Genomic DNA, 19,277 nt, shown 5'->3' with positions numbered 1-19,277 from the left:
TACTCTCGATTATTGTCGAAATGATGACATGATTTATGCTAGAGGGGGAAAAAGAGTTTGAAGCCATCATTTATGAAAATAGGCATTAGTATTTCGTTAGCCACTGGACTTGTGGTGCAAGGTGTAGGCCCAATCCAGACTCAAATCGTTAGTGCGAAATCGAGCTTCGATTGGTTAGAGAATAGCCCAACTGTGATACCGTCTATCAATGAAGATGATTATTCTAACGCAGGTGTTGTTGTCTCTAATCTATTGTCAGGAAAGGTTACTGAACCGGCAACAACGGGGATTGCTGTGGTAGCGTTAGATAATACCAACGGCGCCTGGCAATATTACAATACACAAGGAAACATCTGGTACAACATCGAGCCGGTGTCGAACACTAATGCTTTCCTGTTGCTGAAATCGGAGAAAATTCGTTTTGTACCCGCTAAAGACTGGAACGGAACAGCTTCAATTGAATATAAGCTATGGGATACGACAGCAGTTGGTTATCAAAACTATCAAAAAAATGCGAATACCACAGCATCGGGCGCGTTCACCACAGTTTCGGGCAAAGCTACTGTGACTGTAAACCCAGTGAACGATGCTCCGTATCTAACGGAATTGAATGGTGGGGATTATCTTAGCTTTGACGGGAATGGGGATTATGTGACGTTCCCAGATCAACTGTTATACAAGAATTCTTTTACAATTGAAGGGAATTTAAAAGTCAATGGTTTTAATACCTGGATGAGATTCTTCGAATCTTCGATCGCAGAGCAGAACCACAATATTTTTGTGGGCTTTAACGGCAAAAAAATGCATTTCATCGCTTACACTAATAAAGGAGATATTAATGTCACAGACGATTTCCCGATCTCCAAGTGGGTACATGTCTCGATTGTTTACGATCACAGTCAGAAGAAAGGACGTATTTATTGGGATGGAGTTCTTAAGGCAGAAGGAGCTATGGATTTAAGTACAGTTGGAAATGTGGCACGTCCGAACAACTGGCTTGGTAAAAGCACCTGGAGACAGGACGGAGATTATAGCGGTGGGATGAGAGACGTTAGGTTTTGGAGTATAGCTAAAACTCAGAGCGAAATTGTTCGCGAAATGAACGTCGATTTGAATGGATCTGAGCCTAATCTGGCTTTGAACTATAAATTTTCGAATAGCAATGATGGTAATATTGCTGTCAATACACCGGCTGGTTCAGGTAAGAACGGTAGCATTACGGGAGCAAGCTGGAAGCAGGACACAGGCTTTATGGGAAGTACTACAACGGAAAAAAATAAATCTGTATCACGCTCTTTTAAGGTCATTGATGTGGATGGGGATGACCTAAATGTATCAGCTACTTCTTCTAATACTTCCCTAATTCCGAATAATGGACTGAAAGTAAGTGGAAGTGGAGAAGTGCGGACGATAGAAATAACACCAGCGAAGAATGCCTTCGGAAACAGTGTGATTACTGTTACTGTAAATGATGGCACTATAAGTAGTATATACACCTTCAATGTGCAGGTAAACGATGTGGGAGATATCCTAGTAACTGGAGTGACTTTGAATAAAACATCACTTAGTTTAACTGAGGGAGAAGCTGGAGATACACTAAATGCTGTAATAGAACCTGCCAATGCCACGAACAAAACAGTAACTTGGAGCTCCAGTGATGTAACTGTCGCGACAGTTGTTAATGGAGTGGTAACACCAGTTGGCGTTGGAACGGCAACGATCACAGCAACAACAACGGATGGAAGTTATACGGCGTCATCAACCGTTACAGTTAGTGCACCAGTTGTGAAAGTAACCGGAGTTAAGCTTGATCAGGAGACCCTCGATTTAACCGCTGGTGAAGCGGACGCCTTTCTAAAGGCAACAATAGAACCTGCAAATGCAACGGACACAGACGTGATCTGGAGCTCCAGCGATGACACTATCGCAACAGTCGTGAATGGAGTTGTGACTCCAGTTGGTGAGGGTACAGCAATTATTACTGTAACGACTAAGGATGGAAGCTTTACGGCTTCAACGACTGTAAATGTGGCAGCACCTAAGCCACCAATTGTTCTCGTAACGGGAGTAACGTTAGACCAGACCACGCTTAATTTAACAGTGGGCGAAGGCGACGAAACGCTACAAGCGACAGTGGCACCTGCCGATGCAACGAATAAGGGTGTCATTTGGAGCTCTAGCGATGAGACTGTAGCCAAGGTTGTTTATGGAGTAGTAACCCCGGTTGGTGTTGGAACAGCCACCATTACGGTTACGACCAAAGATGGAAGTTATACCGCTTCAACGACAGTACATGTAAGTGAACCAATTCCACCAGTTGTGAATGTAACTGGGGTGAGACTAGATCAGGAGACGCTCGATTTAACAGCTGGTGATACTGAGGTAAAACTAAATGCGACAATAGAGCCTGCAAATGCAACAGATCCAGGCCTGATCTGGAGCTCCAGCGATGAGACTGTAGCTAAGGTTGTGAATGGAGAAGTAACTCCAGTCGGTGAGGGAACAGCCATCATTACGGTTACTACGAAAGATGGAAGTTATAAGGCTTCAACCACCGTTACTGTGAAGGCTCCTGTTAAGCCAATTACAGCACCGGGTATTCCAACAGCTGTAACTGCAACTGCAGAGAATGGTCAAGCGACCATCACCTTTACAGCGCCAGAGTCTGATGGGGGAAGCGAAATTACAGGTTATCTTGTAACGGCTACTCCGGGCGGGTTGACAGTTACAGGTAATGGAAGTCCGCTTACAATCAGTGGTCTGACGAATGGTACAAGCTACACCTTCACGGTACAGGCCATCAATAAGGCTGGTATTAGCGAGTTATCTGCTGAATCCAATACAGTCATCCCTAGCGCTCCATCCAGTGTTCCTTCCCAACCGCCTCCATCAGCTACACCGACACCTGTAGCAAATGATGCTTCCATTCTAATCAATGGTAAAGCGGAAACCGTGGGAACCGCGACGAATGGTAAACGGAATGATCAAACGCTAACCACTATTGCTTTAGACCAGAAGAAGCTGGAAGACAAGCTCGCCGCGGAAGGTAAAGGTGCAGTGATTTCTATCTCTGCTACTAGCAAATCAGATGTTCTGGTAGGAGAGCTAAACGGACAAATGGTTAAAAATATGCAGGGTAATCAAGCCGTACTTGAAATCAAAACTGGTAATGCGACTATTACTTTGCCTGCAGGGCAGATTAACTTGGACGCCCTATCCAAGCAGGTGGGACAGTCTGTGGCTTTACAGGATATTAAGATACAGATTGAAGTTAGTAAACCAACAGCCGATGCTGTAAGTGCTTTAGAGGCTGCTGCACAAAAAGGATCATTTTCATTAATCTCTGCACCAGTAACTTTTACGGTTAGAGGGATTTACGGAGATAAGAGCATTGAACTTTCACAATTCAATACGTATGTGAAGCGTACCATTGCTATTCCTGAGGGGATGGACCCGAACAAGATTACAACTGGAGTATATGTTGATTCTGATGGAACAGTTCATCATGTACCCACTAAAGTAGTTGTAATTGGCGGCGAGTATTTTGCTACCATCAACAGTCTTAGTGGCGGTACTTACTCTGTAATCTGGCATCCGCTTGAATTTAGCGATGTTGCTAACCACTGGGCAAAAGACGCAGTGAATGATATGGGCTCCCGTTTAGTCGTCGAAGGAACAGGTAATAGTCAATTTTCTCCTGATCAAGCCATTACCCGTGCAGAGTTTGCAGCGATTGTCGTTCGCGGTCTTGGACTTGAATTGGATCAAGCGGCAACACCATTTTCGGATGTTAAAAATACGGATTGGTATAACAGTGCGATTAATACTGCATATGCTTATCAATTAATCAATGGTTTTGAAGACGGCATGTTCCGCCCTGATGACCAAATTACCCGTGAACAAGCAATGCAAATTATCGCCAAAGCGATGAAAATCACAGCGCTAAAGGCTAAACTTCCAAATCAATCCGCTGAAGGATTCTTGAACCCATATACCGATGCCGGTAAAGCATCTGACTGGGCAATTAATGCAATTACTGACTGCTTACAGGCAGGCGTAATCATGGGACGAAGCAGCAATGTGCTTGCTCCCAAAAATGATATGACCAGAGCTGAGGTTGCGGCGATCGTTAAGCGGCTACTTCAAAAGTCAGATTTAATTTAAAGCCTTGACTCATATGATACGTTGAAAAGAAAGAGTATTCATTCGATAACCTTCGAATGAATACTCTTTTCTTTTGGTTATATTAAATTCTAATGTTGATATTTGACTGTTAATTATACATTTTTTGTCTTTATATCTGGGGCATTTTTTAATGGCTTTTGAAGTGCGTCCACAATGGCTGCGATGATACTTGTTGCTAAAAGACCCATTAGACATAATGATGTAGGACCCGCTGCATCATCACTAGCAGTAACTTTAGCAAGCACCCTTAAGCTTACTATTCCTAACAAAATGAGGAACATAATTGTAAAAGCACATTTCTTTATGATCTTCAAAGATTTAAGGGATAATTCAGAGAAAGCATTGTTCTTTTCGATGTTGTTTAATAGTTTATATGCTTGATACAGCGCAACAGAAAACGCAATACAGAATCCGTAAGCACATACTAAAAAGGGAATCAGGAAGTAAGCCGTATCTGGATGTACTCTTGCATCTCTTACCGCTATCTCAGGCAACCAGATACACAAAGCAAGCACTGCAACTCCAACCAAAAAAATAATTACTTTTAAGAAAGTGGTTGAACCTCGTTTAACATTCATTTAAAACACCTCACTTATTTAATGACTTCATGATTTTAGCATTTAGTTTATTGTTTTTAGTGTTTTTTATTTTACGAGAAATGGTTATCGTCTTTGAAAGACGACAACGTCGCTTCTTCTTGTTAGCAGGAGAATGGTTTAACTATCCAGAAAAAGTAAAGTAGATCGTTTATAAGATCAATCGAAAAGAGGCGATATCTAAATGGAATTACGGCAAAGCATTAATGAAGTCTTTCAGTCGGCACAACAAGGTGATGCTGCACGGCTAAAAGAAATTCTAGAATTCCATCCGGCTTTAGCAAATACGGAAAATAACGAGGGTCTTATACCTTTGGGATATGCGGCACATTTCGGTAAAGAAGCAGCGGTGCAGGTATTGATAGACTATGGTGCTGAAGTTGATGCAGTATCCCATTCTAAGATTAGTTTTATTCCTTCTAATACTGCACTTCATGCTGCCATTGCTGGGGAGCGGGATATGGGTGTTATCCGACTGTTATTGAACAAGGGTGCTCAGACACATATTTTAGATAGCGACGGGCATACTGCCTTGCATTCTGCAGCTTTTCATTCGGATAATGTGGAGCTGATACGCTTATTAATCGAACACGGAGCTGACATCCATGCTAAAATTGAAGGTGGTGAATCAGTATTAGCTATGGCCATCCAACAAGGAAACCACAACGTAAAAGAATTTCTTATTGAAAAAGGAGCAATTTAGAATGCAAATCACATTAAACCGTAAAGACAATTCAACAGTAGCTTTGATTTCCAGCGAGGGTATTGTAATTAATAATGTAAATGATGCTTTGGATCTAATGGCAAACGTTAGATATCAAGAATGCGATAAAATGATTCTAAGAAAAGAGCAAATCACGGATGATTTTTTTGAGTTAAAGACGGGGCTTGCCGGAGAGATTCTTCAAAAGTATACAAACTATCAGATGCGGGTTGCGATTGTAGGAGAATTTACTGGCTATAATAGTAAAAGTCTGAATGATTTTATTTATGAGTGCAATCAGGGGAATAAAATATTGTTCAAAAGTACAGAAGACGAGGCATTGGCAGCACTTCATCATAGTTAAATGTGAACTTGAAACAGAGAGGGGACTTAACATGGAAGGTAAAATCACGTATGAATCGATCGATGACTATATTTCAAAGTTTCCATCTGAGATTCAAGAAATCCTTAGTACAATAAGAAAAGTGATAAAAGAAGCGGCACCTGATGCAAAAGAAAAGATTAGTTATCAGATGCCTACTTTTGAACTGCACGGAAATCTCGTCCATTTTGCAGCTTTCAAAAACCATATTGGATTTTATCCAACGCCTAATGGGATTGATGCTTTTAAAGAAGAATTATCTGTCTATAAAGGAGCAAAAGGATCCATTCAATTCCCTCTTAACCAGCCGATGCCCTATGAATTAATTAGTAAGATCGTGAAATATAGAGTGGCTGAGAATATTCAAAAAGCACAAGATAAGCGTAAATAGTATGTGGAGAAAACAATGTCTTCCCAGTCCTCTTGCACACCTGAAGCTTTCTATCCTCTCTGGTTTCAGGTGTGCAATTCTTACAAGTTATCGTGTACTCGATACTGATCGACGCACAAACGACAGGATAATATCCTGTGAGTAGTCTCCGAAACCACTTCCGAATAGATTAAGTCCTCGTCTATTGAGGGCATCCTCGCGAATCTCAAAGCGTACTCGAATAGGCTCATTAAATGCCAGCTTCAGTGAGCTAATTGTAGTAGGGGAAGAAGCAGCACCATTTATTTTGCTACCCTGTTCTGAGATACTCCACTCTGTCAGCATTCCATATTCTGTACCACTCTTCCAACGTTCGGGTGTTAACTTTCCTTTCCGGTTACCGAAATCTGATGGACAAGTCCAAGTACCGACATGTAGGTCATTTATAGTTAATGTGATGTCACTTGCCCAATCTTCACGGAATGCAGGTGCTTCAGAACAAACCTCAGCCGAAATCCGAATCTCATCTAGCTCGACACCAGGGGGGAGTGGATTGGCAAAATAGTATTCGACATAGCCAGAATCAGCGAACCATAAGAGAGATGCTTCAACTCGTTCAGGCATGTAGAATACCCGCGGATCATCCTGAGAACCGATGACTCCGCCGTCTTTTCCAGCCATACCACAGGATGGTTGTACAGAACAGTGGGAGAACATTCCGATGGGCATATGTATTTCTTCCGTTTGATGCAGACCATCGCCTAGCTTCGACGGAAGATCGAGATGGATGGATCGGCAGGTCACCGCGCATATTTTCTCACGATTTGCTCCTTGTGTAGATGAGATTAAGTTAACTTGCTCAAGGGTCTGCACATTGATTGAGATTGTAGGTTGAGCTACGCCAAGTGTCTCGGCCAATTGACTGACACTCATGGGCTTGTCACCAAGGGCTTCAAGAATGCGGACTCTGACATCTCCAGAAAGTGCTTTAGCAACGTCTAAGATACGTGATGCAGGGTACCGGATCGTTTCTTGCGAAATATCATTCATTGATTGTATTCCTTTTCGTTAAGATAGTTTGAGGATATTGTACACTGAAGATTGTATATTGTAAAATTATAATATACATTGCGAAATTTATATACTGGTGCTAAAATGAGCTCAACTTCTTATTTTGAAAGGCTGTGCTCATATCATGACAACTTCCGTACTGAATGTTGAGAGTCTTCCGATTCCTCGTCCCGAACATCCGCATCCACATTGGCAGCGCAAGGAATGGATGAATTTGAATGGGGAATGGTCATTTAGCTTTGATCCGAGCAATGAAGGAATAAGCAATCAATGGTTTTCGAATTCCGAAATCGCTTACAGTTCGAAGATTACCGTCCCTTTTTCTTGGGTAAGTCCATTATCCGGTATTGGCAGCGATCGTAAAGGGATAGGTTGGTATCGGCGGATTTTGAAATGGCAGCCTATCGACTCACAGACACGACTATTTTTGCGATTCGGGGCAGTGGATTATTCATGTGACGTTTGGATAAACGGAGTACATGTTGGTTCACACCAAGGTGGATATGGTTCATTTGAGTTTGAAGTTACTCCGTACTGGGTTGAAGATTTGGACAATACAATTGTCGTTAGAGTAGAGGACTTCGATCATGATTACCAAGCACGTGGCAAACAAGGTTATGGAGAAATTCGCGGAATTTGGCAGCCAGTATGGCTAGAATCTCGGCCCCAGACTTATATGAGTGATACTAAGTTTGTGACCACTATGGATGGGCAAGTGAACGTGACTACAAGAATCATTGCTCATGAATCTGGTTCAGCAGATTTCACGCTGCAATTCGCAGAGGATTCCATACTGCATACTGAGAAATTAGATCTTATTGCAGGGGAGAATGAATTTAAGCTCTCTATTCAAATATCAGATCCGAAATTATGGAGTCCAGAATCACCTTATTTGTACGAAGGAGAACTACAACTTAGCGGATCTTTTGGCACAGACATGGTCAGCACGTATTTCGGAATTCGAGAAATCCAAACTGTTCGCTTCGATGAGCGTGGTTATCGATGGATTACTCTTAATGGCAAGCCAATTTATTTAAACGGTACCCTTGACCAGTCTTATCACAAAACGGGCTATTTCACTTATCCGTCTGATGAAGACATGCGGGATGAAATCTATCTAGTGAAACGTTTGGGACTGAACTTTGTACGTATTCATATCAAACCAGAGGAACCCCGCAAACTATATTGGGCGGATAAACTGGGTATTCTGGTGATGGAAGACATGCCTTGCTTTTGGGGGAATCCGGATGAAAAAGCCCGTGCTGCGTATGAACTTGAAGCCCTAGAGGTTATCGAAAGAGACTATAATCATCCATCTATTTTCTCATGGGTGATGTTTAACGAGACGTGGGGGTTGAAGACGAACGCTCAGGACACTAGTCTAACGAGTGATGTAGGACAACAGTCTAGTTATCTTAAGGAGACACAGGAATGGGTTCGGGAAAAATATCGCTGGGCTAAACGACTTGACCCAACTAGAATCATTGAAGACAACTCACCTTGTAACTATGATCATGTGGAATCTGATATTAATACGTGGCATTTCTACATTAATGGTTATGATCAGCTTAGAGCTCATTTGAATGAGGTTGTAGACAAAACTTTCCCAGGTTCAGACTTTAACTTTATCGGAGGTAATGTACAATCTGATGCTCCCCTGATGAACAGTGAATGTGGAAACGTATGGGGTATCGAAGGCGGGGCAGGGGATAGTGATTTAGCATGGCATTATCGCTATATGATGAATGAATTCCGGCGGCATGATAAATTATGTGGTTTTGTATTTACCGAATTTCGCGATGTTACGAATGAGTTCAATGGTTATTATCGGTTAGACGGCAGCGATAAAGATTTTGGTTATGATGCCTTTGTTCCAGGGATGACGATTTCTGATCTGCATTCTCCGGACTTCATCGTGATCGATGCACCGCCATGCCAGACAGTAAACGCAAAGGATGAAGTTAAAGTTCCGCTTCTTCGTTCCAGTTTCTCAGATAAATATCATGGACAGCATTTACAGGTGAAGTGGGAACTTTGGTACGACGATTTGGGAACACGAGTTGCTGCACAAAGTGATCATATGTCAGTGAATTGGGATGGATATGGAGTAGCAGCTCTACCCGCTCTGCATGTTACTATGCCTAAACAGGACGCAGTTGCAGTGCTGGCGCTTTCCTTGATAACTAATAAGGGAGAGACGCTCACTCGCAACTTCATTACGTTTGATGTAAGAAGCGGTGATCAGGAAGTAAGGTGTGAGGGGGAAGCAGATTGTATTAGTATCCCTGTGGATGCTTATAAAGAACACAGCTTTGAACTACAATGGGAAGCTATTCAATGCGCAAAAATCAATGGGGCCGGTCAAGGCCAATATGCATTTGATGTAGCTCTTCCAGATGCTTTGGAGAAAAAAATGATTGGCGAGATCGAAATTATGTTTGAAGCTAGCGCAAAGCGAGTGTTGGCCCGGAATCTTGAAGGGGCAAAGCAAAATGAAATGGGACTTGATCTCATGCATGGTGCAGACGCTAGGGTGGAGTATAATCCGAATACGTACTATATGACCGACGAAGAACGTCATCCTTCACGTGTGAAAGTTCTGGTAGAAGGTCAACGGATTGGCTCCTTCTATTTGCCGGATGATCCGGCCGACAGCCGAGGTGTATTGTCTTGGCATTATCAGCCATTAGCGAATAAGTTGGATGAGGCTGGCTCTTACGGCTATCTATGTAAGGTAAGTGTACCGGGGCAGTTAGCAGCTAAACTAGATCGCAATCGTACGTTCCGGTTGGAGCTTCAAGCAGAGGGTGGAGGCTTAGCCTTGTATGGCCGCAATGCGGGTCGTTATCCAATAGATTTGTTGATTCGCTATCGGTAAACTGGGTGAAGTTAGATCATTCAATTCTAAAAAGCAATCCAAGCCATAAGGCATGGATTGCTTTTTAGGTGAAGAGAGCTATTCAGAGAATGGATTAAAGCTCTTTATCATTAATGCTGTTCAGCCAACCTTCAATATCTCCAATAACGGAGCTAATGCAGCCATCTTCAAACGGTGAAGTTAGACCGGCAAGCTCAACCAGTTTGATAAAAGATTTGCTTCCTCCAGCCTGGCATAGTTCCAAATAATCGCTCCAAGCAGATTTGAAATCTTCGTTCGAACGTTTCCAGAACTGGAAGGCACAAAGCTGTGCTAGTGTGTAGTCAATGTAGTAGAAAGGCGAGGCGAAGATATGCCCTTGTTTATGCCAAAAACCGCCTTGTTCCAGATATGTGTTACCTTCATAATTACGATGCGGTAAGTATTTCTTCTCGATTTCTCTCCAAGCCTGCTTGCGTTCAGCAGGGGTGGCTTCAGGGTTGCTATAAACAAAATGTTGGAATTCATCGACAGACACACCGTAAGGAATAAACTGAAGGCTATCAGATAAATGGTTGAAGCGGTATTTATCCGCATCTTCCTCAAAGAACAAATTCATCCAAGGCCAAGCGAAAAATTCCATACTCATGGAATGAATCTCACATGCTTCATAGGTTGGAAAAGCATATTCTGGCACATCAATATTGCGGCTTTCATATACCTGGAAGGCATGCCCTACTTCATGGGTTAAGACATCAATGTCTCCTGAGGTGCCGTTGAAATTAGAGAAAATAAAAGGGGCTTTGTATTGGCTGAAGTAAGTACAATAACCGCCGCCTTGCTTTCCTTTTTTGCTTACTAAATCAACCAGATTATTGTCCAACATAAAGGTGAAGAATTCATCCGTTTCAGGAGATAGCTCTTTATACATCTTCTTTCCGTTAGCTACAATCCAGTCTGGGTCTCCTTTAGGGGTAGCGTTCCCAGTCTTAAAGCTAAAGTTCTCGTCGTAGTATTTCAATTCATCGAGACCTAGGCGTTCAGTCTGGCGTTTCTTTAACTGTTGGGAGACAGGTACGATATATTCCAGAACTTGTTTGCGGAAATTGGCAACCATTTCAGCATTATAGTCGGTACGCATCATACGGTCATAACCTAGCTGAACAAAGTTGCTGTATCCAAGCTTTTTAGCTATGCGGTCACGGACCTTGACGAGCTCGTCATAGATGCGGTCAAATTCAGCCTCATGTTCGGACATAAAACCAAACCGAGCTTCAGAAGCGCTTTTACGCATATCGCGGTCTGTAGACAATTCGAAAGGTGCGAGTTGAGGCAGTGTGCGCTCTTCACCTTCAAATAGAATCTTGGCGGATGCGATAAGCTGGGAGTATTCCGTGGAAAGCTTGTTCTCCAATTGTAAATCTTCGATGATTTCCGGACTAAATGTCCGCAGCGAAACTTCTGCAAGCTGGAGTAACTGCGCACCCCATTCCTGTTCAAACTCGGCTCTATATTTCGAATGTACGAGTGCTTTGTAATAATCGGTTATGTATTCCTGAACGACAGGTCCAACTTCGTCCATGAATTCTTGTTCGGCTTTGTAAAATTCATCCGTCGTATTGATAGAATGGCGAACGCTAACCAATGTCTGCATAGTATCAAACGTATTGCGAAGCTTGTTAATGGCAGTGATGGAAGCCTTTTGTACCTCTAAAGGTGATGTGTCATTGAGATCTTTCAGCAGGGCGTTAAAGTCTTGCTTAAATTGCTTAACATCCGGCCGCTCATAGCGGTAATCATCAAATTTCATAAAAAAATCAACTTCCTTTCTATACCAGATAGTTTCTATTATATAATCTGAACAGCCATTTACGATAGACCTGTGTAAGCTTTTTATAGTCGAAAAAAGAACAATTGAACAAAAGTGTAAAAACTTGTTAAGTAAAATAGGGTTTGATATATTGAAAAAACAATCAATCAGCCCGACCTATTATGCAGTTTATTTCTAAAAGAATCTAATTATGAAAAAAGGGGGTCCTTTAATAGGACTCCCTTTTTTTCATGAATCAAACTCCGCCAACGTAATAATGAAATTCTGCTGTGATCTCAAAGCCAGCGCTGAGGTAAAGATTTAAAGCATGCTCATTATCGGTGACAACGCCTAAGCGGAGGTGTGTGAATGGAATCGAAAGCAGAAGATCTACTGCATGTATTAGAATTTCTCGTCCTAGGCCTTTTCCCTGAAAGACAGGGAGTACACAAAAATCATGGATGACAGTCGTACCATTCCCTAAATTATTCGTTCTAATCAGGCCGACAGGCGTGTTTTCTCTCAGGGCGACATAGGTAACACGGCTTGGCTCGCGAGTATGAGTGAGATATTCATGCGTCCATTCCTTCGTTTCGTTAAACGCCGCCGAGAAGCAGGTTGTCACAAAATTAAAGTCCTTGTCTTCTTCTGGGCGTAGAATTATACTGTCTAATCGCTCATTCTTATTGGTTAAATTCAAGTACGACATAGAGTACTCTGAACTGTCATGGGATGCTCTCATGTGTAAGACAAAACCCTCACCGGAGTTTGATCCTGAAACGACCCGATATCGTAGCGAGTGGATACCTTGTAAGGACATATCTTGTTTTGCTCGTCCAAGTAAGCTGCGGAATACGCCTTGGCGACGATAGTCTGGATGCACCATTCCGTTAATATTCGCTTCGGTTCCGTCAGAAGTATACCAACTGAGAAAACCAATTAACCGTTCATTATGGTGACAAAGGTAGGCGTGATCACCGTGATCTTTTACAAGATGTTCTATGCCAACTCTTAAGTTAATCTTCTCAAATTGTTTGCAAATCTCTTCTAATGATTCTATTGTTGCTATTTGTTCTCTCGAATAATCCATCATTGCGTTTAAAGTATAATTTGGCATTACATTCGTAACCTCGCTTATGAAGGAAACACGCGGTTTATGGACGATTAGGCGCTATCCTTCAAAAATAGTCCAATATTATTAGTGATTAATCTCATCATTATCGCCTCCAAACAATCTAGTGAAGATTATAACATATTCCTTTTCAAGAACACTGAACTGAATAAATATCTCTTTATTAAAAAATCCGGTGTTTCCAGCCATTCAATTTAGCGATTGCCTCTATATAATAGTAATCCCCATAGATTAGCGATACATCAATAAAGGATGTGCCGCTGCCAGTTCCATGCAGCAAAATCGCCTCATGCTCTGGCTGATCCCAAGTCGCATAGCTTTCGGTCAGAGAGCGCAGAATCCGCTCTGCTGCTGTTGCATAAAGACTTTTTTCACCCAATGGTACGATATCTGCTAGTTCGAGCAAGCCTGAAGCGGCGATGGAGGCCGCAGAGCTATCTCTGAACATCCGTTCGTCATCCTCAAGACGGAAATCCCAGTACGGTACCTGATCCTCTGGCAAAGCGGAAATGAAGTAATGTGCGATTCGTTTGGCGGTGTTTAGGAAACGCTCATCACTTGTATGGCGGTAAGTGTTGATGAAGCCGTACAAACCCCAAGCTGTACCACGGCTCCAAGAGGATTCAGGAGAGTAGCCCTGACCCCCAAAATTCTCAATATAAGCACCGGATTCTGCATCAAAAGAGAGAATATGCTTGGTTGATCCGTCTTCACGGATACCATATTGCATAGTCGTCTCCGCGTGGTTAATCGCGATATGTTTATAACGAGGATCACCTGTAACTTTGCTGGCCCAAAAGAGCAGGGAGATATTCAGCATACAGTCGATGATCACCCAACCATATTTATCTTCATTCCAGGCGCGAATAAATTTGCCTACCGGATTATAACGGGCAGCAAGGAAGTTTGCGGCTTCAATCCCTCTGCGGAGTGCATCCTCATTACCAGTGATTGTATGTTTGATTACAGCTGTCGGAAGAAATTGAAAACCAACATCATGATGCAGCTCTACCGTAGGTTTGACAAACCATTCCTCCAACGTACCATCCCAGTGCCATGCGGCATCTTTGTAAAGGTCTTTTCCGGTGATGTCATGCATAATCCAGAGGATGCCAGGCCAAAAGCCCGTGGTCCACCAGTCTGAGCCGATATCGTCAAACTTGCCATCTTTTCCGGCAAAATGTGGACACTTGTCACCAATCTGTTCAACCATACGCTCTACTTTTGTATCCAGTCTACTCATGATCTCCTGCCAATAAGGTAAAGTCATCATTGTTGCCTCCAGTGTGGTTAGGATGTTATGAGTATAGCTTTCTATGGTTGCGAAAAGTTTTGTTTTGATATAAGAAAATGTTTGATTATTGTCATGCTGAAGTTTAGTAATCATCCCTTATAAGACAAAATATAAACATTTATGAATAACGCATGAAAACTTTGTCGAGATGGATGCAGATACAATATAGACAAATAGAAATAAATTCGCAATCCTAATCGATTTAACAGCGGGAGGACTATTATATGAACTACTTACAAGTGTATGAAGCGCCCAAAAGTATACCGGGACGTGAGGATTATAAGATTAGAGTCAGGCAACCTGAAGGTGAATGGCAAAATGTATTTATCTACGAGGTTAAGGTAGATATGCATCAGGTTCGACCAGCATCTATGGCTTTCTTTGATCTTGAAGGTGCAGCAGAGGTGGAAGTTACTTGTCTTTACACCGAAATTGAGTGTGTGAACGTCGCTCCGGCTTCACGTAATATCGCTTACGAAATTCAAGAGAAAACGATCAAATTCAGCCTATTCGGCCCGCAGAAGCTTTCGATCGAAATCAATGATGATATTTTTCGGAATCTGCATCTATTTGCTAACCCTAAAGAAGAGGATGCCCCACTTATAGAGGATCCTAATGTAGCGGTAGTACAACCAGGTATTCATCGGAAAACAGATCTTTTGCGATTACTGGAAATACCAGTGGCATACTCTAGTGAGAAACCGAACGTACTCTTTTTTTCGCCAGGAACGCACTGTATTGAAGAAACGGTCCTTCCAATTCCTTCGGGCACAACAATATATCTAGCTGGAGGATCTGCGCTTGTAGGCTCATTGGTGTGCGAGTCTGTCCATGATATAACTATCCGTGGTCGTGGAATGATTTATCTTGCAGATTTTCATCGATACTCAGCTTTTCGTGGGGTAAGAATCGTTTTCTCACAATCCATTAAAGTGGAAGGCATCACAGTTATCGACCCACCACATTATAGTATTTTCATAGGGAAGTCTGACGGGATTGAAATTGATAATATCAAAGCTTTTAGTACTCGCGGATGGTCTGATGGCATAGATATCATGTCTAGTTCTGATGTTGCCATTCGGGATGTTTTTATGCGGAATTCCGATGATTGTATTGCAATCTATGGATCGAGATGGGATTTTTATGGAGATACACGCAATATCATCGTTCGTGATTCTATTTTATGGGCAGATGTTGCGCATCCACTGATGATCGGGACTCATGGTGACCATGGGCAGAACGGTGACGTGATTGAAAATATTATTTTTACAAACATAGATATTCTGAATCATCATGAGCCACAAGAAAATTATTGGGGGGCACTAGCCATTAATGCCGGGGATCGAAATACGGTATGTAACGTAATTTACGATAACATACGTGTTGAACGGATTGAGCAGGGGCAGTTGTTCGATGTGCGTGTAGTTTACAACAAGGATTATAATCCAGAGCCTGGCACAAGTATTCGGAATATTACATTTCGCAATATCAGCTACAGCGGGAAGGCCAATCCTTCAAGAATTTATGGCTTTGATGAAAAAAGAGCTGTTGAAGGTGTGACCTTCATCAATTTAAGAGTTAACGATGAACTGTTGAATGCCCCCCGCCCAGAGCTGATCGAGATCAATCATTTTGCAAAAAACATTGTATTTGTTATCGAAGAGGCTGCTGGTGAACAATCGAGTCTCTAATTATTTTTTCTGTATTTTAATGGAGTTGTACCGAGTACTTTTTTGAATAATTGATTGAAATAAGAGGCATTAGGGAAACCAACAGCGATCCCTATTTGCTCTACTGGCAGGTCTGTTGTTCCTAATAAGCGGCAGGCCTGTTTAATTCGACGGGCAGTAAGATAATCAACGAGCCTTCCTCCTGTTTCTTGATGAAAGATTCTAGAGACATAGGATTTTGATAAATGAATCTCCTCAGCCAATTGATCCAGGTTAACCTCCTCATGATAGTGTTCCTCGATAAAGCTCATGATTTTCTCGGAATAGTGAAGTGTTCTCCGTTCTCTAGGTTGAAACACATGATAATCTTCGATCTCGATACAACTTAGCAGCTGAAGAAATAGAACAGAAGTATCTTCGGAATCCTCTGAAAGGGAGGCTTTTTTGTTGTGATCATAATGCTTTAGAATCCACTCCACAGTCTCTGCACGTTCATTAAGTTCAAAGGTACAGCGTGAATTCCCCCCTTTCCATAGCGCTGTAAATAGAGCCTTTCTTTTTGAAAAGTTCTGCAGCAGATTCTCTGCAACATGGGGGTCAACATAGAAAATGGTTCGTTCAAAAGGGCACTCGGTAGAGACCTCGGAATAGATTCGGTGCAGTTGATACGGTTGGAAAAAGAATAGCATTCCCCGGCGGATATCGTACATTTGTTGATTTACGACAACGTTTCCCTGGCCGCGATGAACGAACATGATTTCACAGCATTGATGCCAATGGTAGTAACCTTTGTAATAGTCGTCGGTATATATTTTGTAATCCCAAACCAAGGTCTTATGTTCTTCAAAAATAACAGGTTCGAACAGCTGCTTCATATTCCCTCCGAGATGACAAAATACAAACATTTCTTTATATCACATTATAACTTTAATCGAAATGAAAGCGATACAATAAACTCGTTAAACTACGAAAATTTGCTTGTGGAGGTCTGTCTTATGAATCAAATGATTGTAAATCCGGTGTTGACGGGATTCCATCCTGATCCGTCTTTTATAAGAGTAGGCGATGATTATTATATTGCTACATCTACCTTTGAGTGGTTTCCAGGTGTGGTAATCCATCATTCCAAAGACCTCATACATTGGCATTCTATTTCACGAGTACTGACAGAAGCCTCTCAAGTCGATCTTCGCGGAAATGTGAGCTCAGGCTCTATTTGGGCACCGGCACTTTCTTATGATCAAGGCGTATTCTATTTACTCTATACAGATGTGAAATCTCGTAAAAGTGTATATAAGGATTTACACAACTATTTGATTATGGCAACAGATATTAGAGGACCGTGGAGCCAACCCGTTAGATTAAACGGGAGCGGGTTTGATCCATTTTTATTCCATGATAAGAACGGCACGAAATGGCTGCTAAACATGCGCTGGGATTTCCGAAAGAATCACAGTAATTTCTCAGGCATCATTATGCAGGAATATGATCAAGAATCCGGTAAGTTGACTGGATCTATTCACGAAATTTATAAAGGTACCCCTATCGGAGTCACAGAAGGTCCGCAGCTGTACCAAAAGGATGGATATTATTATCTGCTGACAGCAGAAGGCGGCACTGGTAGCAATCATATGGTTACAATGGCGAGAAGCCATAGTATAACAGGACCTTATGAGACCGATTCTGATTACCCGATAATGACGACTGCACATGATTTGAACTATCCGTTCCAGCAGGCGGGACATGGATCGCTTGTGGAGACACAGAGTGGCGAATGGTATATGGCGCATTTATGCACACGTCCCATCCCCGGGACGGCAACAATGAATCCGCTCGGGCGGGAAACAGCGATCCAGCGCTGTGAATGGACGGAGAACGGCTGGCTGCGTTTGGCCCATGGCGGGAAGCTGCCTGCATTGGAAACGGAGGCTCCGGAATTACCTATATGTATTTTTGAAGAACTGCCGGAAAAGGATGATTTTGATGGAGAGATGCTAGGGTTCCCGTATCAAAGTTTGCGTGTCCCTTTTGATGAATCTTGGGTTAGCTTGAAGGAACGTCCGGGTTTTCTTTGCTTGCGCGGTAGAGAATCCTTAGCTTCACTACATGATCAGAGTTTAATTGCCCGGCCGATTCAGCATTTTGAATGCACGGCGACAACCTGTCTAGAATTCAAACCCGATAGCTTCATGCAAATGGCTGGATTGGTCCTCTATTACGATGACAGTGACTACTATTATTTGCGTGTGACGGCTGATGAGATTCGCGGAACTAGCTTGGGTGTTGTACTGTGTAAAGGTGGTAATTATGATGAGATTTCTTCGATGCAGCTTTCTGTGGAGAATTGGGAGAGATATTATTTGAAGGTTGAAATTCATGAACGTGAGTTTATATTTTACGCTTCACCAGATGGAGTAGGTTGGACGGCGGTCTGTACTCCTTTAGATTTCGGGACACTTTCTGATGAGTACGGTGGCAAACTCGGATTTACAGGTTCCTTTGTTGGATTGTGCGCGCAAGATCTGGATCAGCAAGCGAAGCGGGCTTATTTTGACTTTTTCGAATATAAAGCTCTAGTAAAACCATAACATTCGAGGGGGAAAGGCGTATACTTCCCGGACGAACGGCAACTATAAGTGACAATAAACATCGAATTGCACTTATTACTTATTTTAGGACTATTGCTATTCTTTTTTGCACCTACCAATATAAATGTGGTACAATTAAATTGTACACAAACAAAAAAGGTGGTTAACTTCATGGAATGGATAGCTAATATCATGGTAGGTGTTGTTGCGTTAATACATATCTACATTGTATATCTGGAAATGTTCGCTTGGTCAAAGCCCAAAGGGCTTCGAGTCTTTGGAATGACGCAAGAAGTTGCAGATGCTTCTAAAACTCTAGCAGCGAATCAAGGGTTGTATAATGGATTTTTAGCTGCTGGCTTAATTTGGGGACTGGTTCATCCGAATGTGAATTTCGGCTACCAAATTGATATCTTCTTCCTGTGCACTGTGATAGTGGCAGCGATTTATGGTGCCCTGACGGTAAAAAAATCTATTTTATTCATGCAAGGACTCCCAGCTTTCATCGCTTTAATCCTAGTAGTTTCGATTTAAGATAACCAAAAAGCTAGTGAATTTAGGGCTTTTACCTCGCGTGTTTGCGTGGTGAAGCCCTTTTTGTGTGAGATAAAATGACCTA

14 protein-coding genes are annotated in these 19,277 nt (G+C 42.2%); 8 read left to right on the top strand and 6 right to left on the bottom strand.

Annotated features, from left to right (window positions below; all coding sequences use genetic code 11):
* Positions 1 to 57 precede the first annotated feature (57 nt).
* On the top strand, positions 58 to 4,164 hold the full coding sequence (locus R50345_RS30360) for an S-layer homology domain-containing protein (RefSeq protein ID WP_052414634.1): 4,107 nt from the start codon (positions 58 to 60) through the stop codon (positions 4,162 to 4,164).
* A 113-nt stretch (positions 4,165 to 4,277) separates the two neighbouring features.
* On the opposite strand, the gene R50345_RS17095 is transcribed toward R50345_RS30360, so the two are convergent.
* The gene (locus tag R50345_RS17095; RefSeq protein WP_042128512.1) at positions 4,278 to 4,763 is read right to left on the bottom strand and encodes a DUF2975 domain-containing protein; all 486 of its coding nucleotides are present in this window, start codon (positions 4,761 to 4,763) and stop codon (positions 4,278 to 4,280) included.
* 202 nt (positions 4,764 to 4,965) lie between these two features.
* Between R50345_RS17095 and R50345_RS17090 the strand changes: the two genes are divergently transcribed.
* The 3 genes from R50345_RS17090 to R50345_RS17080 are packed head-to-tail and all read left to right on the top strand — an operon-like array spanning position 4,966 to position 6,257.
* A complete protein-coding gene (locus R50345_RS17090; RefSeq protein ID WP_042128510.1) occupies positions 4,966 to 5,484 on the top strand; it encodes an ankyrin repeat domain-containing protein in 519 nt (172 codons plus the stop codon).
* 1 nt (position 5,485) lies between these two features.
* Positions 5,486 to 5,848, top strand: a complete 363-nt coding sequence (locus R50345_RS17085) for a DUF4180 domain-containing protein (protein ID WP_042128508.1) — start codon at positions 5,486 to 5,488, stop codon at positions 5,846 to 5,848.
* Between the two features lie 31 nt (positions 5,849 to 5,879).
* Positions 5,880 to 6,257: an iron chaperone gene (locus R50345_RS17080; RefSeq protein ID WP_042128506.1), complete on the top strand. Its 378-nt coding sequence runs from the start codon at positions 5,880 to 5,882 to the stop codon at positions 6,255 to 6,257.
* 87 nt (positions 6,258 to 6,344) lie between these two features.
* Here the strand turns inward: R50345_RS17080 and R50345_RS17075 are convergent, their stop codons facing one another.
* A complete protein-coding gene (locus R50345_RS17075; protein ID WP_042128504.1) occupies positions 6,345 to 7,286 on the bottom strand; it encodes an ArsR/SmtB family transcription factor in 942 nt (313 codons plus the stop codon).
* Between the two features lie 145 nt (positions 7,287 to 7,431).
* On the opposite strand from R50345_RS17075, the gene R50345_RS17070 reads away from it, so the two are divergent.
* Entirely contained in the window at positions 7,432 to 10,185 is a 2,754-nt protein-coding gene (locus tag R50345_RS17070) for a glycoside hydrolase family 2 protein (RefSeq protein WP_042128502.1), read from the top strand.
* A 94-nt stretch (positions 10,186 to 10,279) separates the two neighbouring features.
* On the opposite strand, the gene R50345_RS17065 is transcribed toward R50345_RS17070, so the two are convergent.
* The 3 genes from R50345_RS17065 to R50345_RS17055 form a co-directional block, all read right to left on the bottom strand.
* Entirely contained in the window at positions 10,280 to 11,974 is a 1,695-nt protein-coding gene (locus tag R50345_RS17065; RefSeq protein ID WP_042128500.1) for a M3 family oligoendopeptidase, read from the bottom strand.
* Positions 11,975 to 12,230: 256 nt separating this feature from the next.
* Positions 12,231 to 13,064 carry a GNAT family N-acetyltransferase gene (locus tag R50345_RS17060; protein ID WP_197069686.1) on the bottom strand — a complete coding sequence of 278 codons (834 nt, stop codon included), beginning with the start codon at positions 13,062 to 13,064 and terminating at the stop codon, positions 12,231 to 12,233.
* Between the two features lie 205 nt (positions 13,065 to 13,269).
* Positions 13,270 to 14,379 (bottom strand): glycoside hydrolase family 88 protein, encoded by a 1,110-nt coding sequence (locus tag R50345_RS17055; protein ID WP_156114823.1) that lies wholly within the window; start codon positions 14,377 to 14,379, stop codon positions 13,270 to 13,272.
* Between the two features lie 245 nt (positions 14,380 to 14,624).
* Between R50345_RS17055 and R50345_RS17050 the strand changes: the two genes are divergently transcribed.
* Positions 14,625 to 16,091 carry a glycosyl hydrolase family 28 protein gene (locus R50345_RS17050; RefSeq protein WP_042128493.1) on the top strand — a complete coding sequence of 489 codons (1,467 nt, stop codon included), beginning with the start codon at positions 14,625 to 14,627 and terminating at the stop codon, positions 16,089 to 16,091.
* Here R50345_RS17050 and R50345_RS17045 read toward each other — a convergent pair.
* A complete protein-coding gene (locus tag R50345_RS17045; protein WP_042128491.1) occupies positions 16,088 to 16,945 on the bottom strand; it encodes an AraC family transcriptional regulator in 858 nt (285 codons plus the stop codon). The genes R50345_RS17050 and R50345_RS17045 overlap by 4 nt on opposite strands.
* Before the next feature lie 120 nt (positions 16,946 to 17,065).
* Here R50345_RS17045 and R50345_RS17040 point away from each other — a divergent pair, with 120 nt between their 5' ends.
* Both R50345_RS17040 and R50345_RS17035 read left to right on the top strand, forming a co-directional pair.
* Positions 17,066 to 18,658, top strand: a complete 1,593-nt coding sequence (locus R50345_RS17040) for a glycoside hydrolase family 43 protein (RefSeq protein ID WP_042128489.1) — start codon at positions 17,066 to 17,068, stop codon at positions 18,656 to 18,658.
* A 171-nt stretch (positions 18,659 to 18,829) separates the two neighbouring features.
* Positions 18,830 to 19,192, top strand: coding sequence for a DUF1304 domain-containing protein (locus tag R50345_RS17035; protein ID WP_042128487.1), 363 nt, complete (start codon positions 18,830 to 18,832; stop codon positions 19,190 to 19,192).
* Positions 19,193 to 19,277: the final 85 nt, after the last annotated feature.

The organism is Paenibacillus sp. FSL R5-0345 (assembly GCF_000758585.1).
GTDB lineage: Bacteria > Bacillota > Bacilli > Paenibacillales > Paenibacillaceae > Paenibacillus_AQ.
The sequence above is the reverse complement of the archived record's forward strand: the minus strand, read 5'-3'. Positions and strand labels throughout refer to the sequence as shown.

Bases quoted from the DNA above. Each gene is read 5' to 3' on its own strand.
- R50345_RS17095 (WP_042128512.1), bottom strand. From the start codon at position 4,763: ATGAATGTTAAACGAGGTTCAACCACTTTCTTAAAAGTAATTATTTTT.
- R50345_RS17090 (WP_042128510.1), top strand. From the start codon at position 4,966: ATGGAATTACGGCAAAGCATTAATGAAGTCTTTCAGTCGGCACAACAA.
- R50345_RS17085 (WP_042128508.1), top strand. From the start codon at position 5,486: ATGCAAATCACATTAAACCGTAAAGACAATTCAACAGTAGCTTTGATT.
- R50345_RS17080 (WP_042128506.1), top strand. From the start codon at position 5,880: ATGGAAGGTAAAATCACGTATGAATCGATCGATGACTATATTTCAAAG.
- R50345_RS17075 (WP_042128504.1), bottom strand. From the start codon at position 7,286: ATGAATGATATTTCGCAAGAAACGATCCGGTACCCTGCATCACGTATC.
- R50345_RS17070 (WP_042128502.1), top strand. From the start codon at position 7,432: ATGACAACTTCCGTACTGAATGTTGAGAGTCTTCCGATTCCTCGTCCC.
- R50345_RS17065 (WP_042128500.1), bottom strand. From the start codon at position 11,974: ATGAAATTTGATGATTACCGCTATGAGCGGCCGGATGTTAAGCAATTT.
- R50345_RS17060 (WP_197069686.1), bottom strand. From the start codon at position 13,064: ATGGATTATTCGAGAGAACAAATAGCAACAATAGAATCATTAGAAGAG.
- R50345_RS17055 (WP_156114823.1), bottom strand. From the start codon at position 14,379: ATGATGACTTTACCTTATTGGCAGGAGATCATGAGTAGACTGGATACA.
- R50345_RS17050 (WP_042128493.1), top strand. From the start codon at position 14,625: ATGAACTACTTACAAGTGTATGAAGCGCCCAAAAGTATACCGGGACGT.
- R50345_RS17045 (WP_042128491.1), bottom strand. From the start codon at position 16,945: ATGAAGCAGCTGTTCGAACCTGTTATTTTTGAAGAACATAAGACCTTG.
- R50345_RS17040 (WP_042128489.1), top strand. From the start codon at position 17,066: ATGAATCAAATGATTGTAAATCCGGTGTTGACGGGATTCCATCCTGAT.
- R50345_RS17035 (WP_042128487.1), top strand. From the start codon at position 18,830: ATGGAATGGATAGCTAATATCATGGTAGGTGTTGTTGCGTTAATACAT.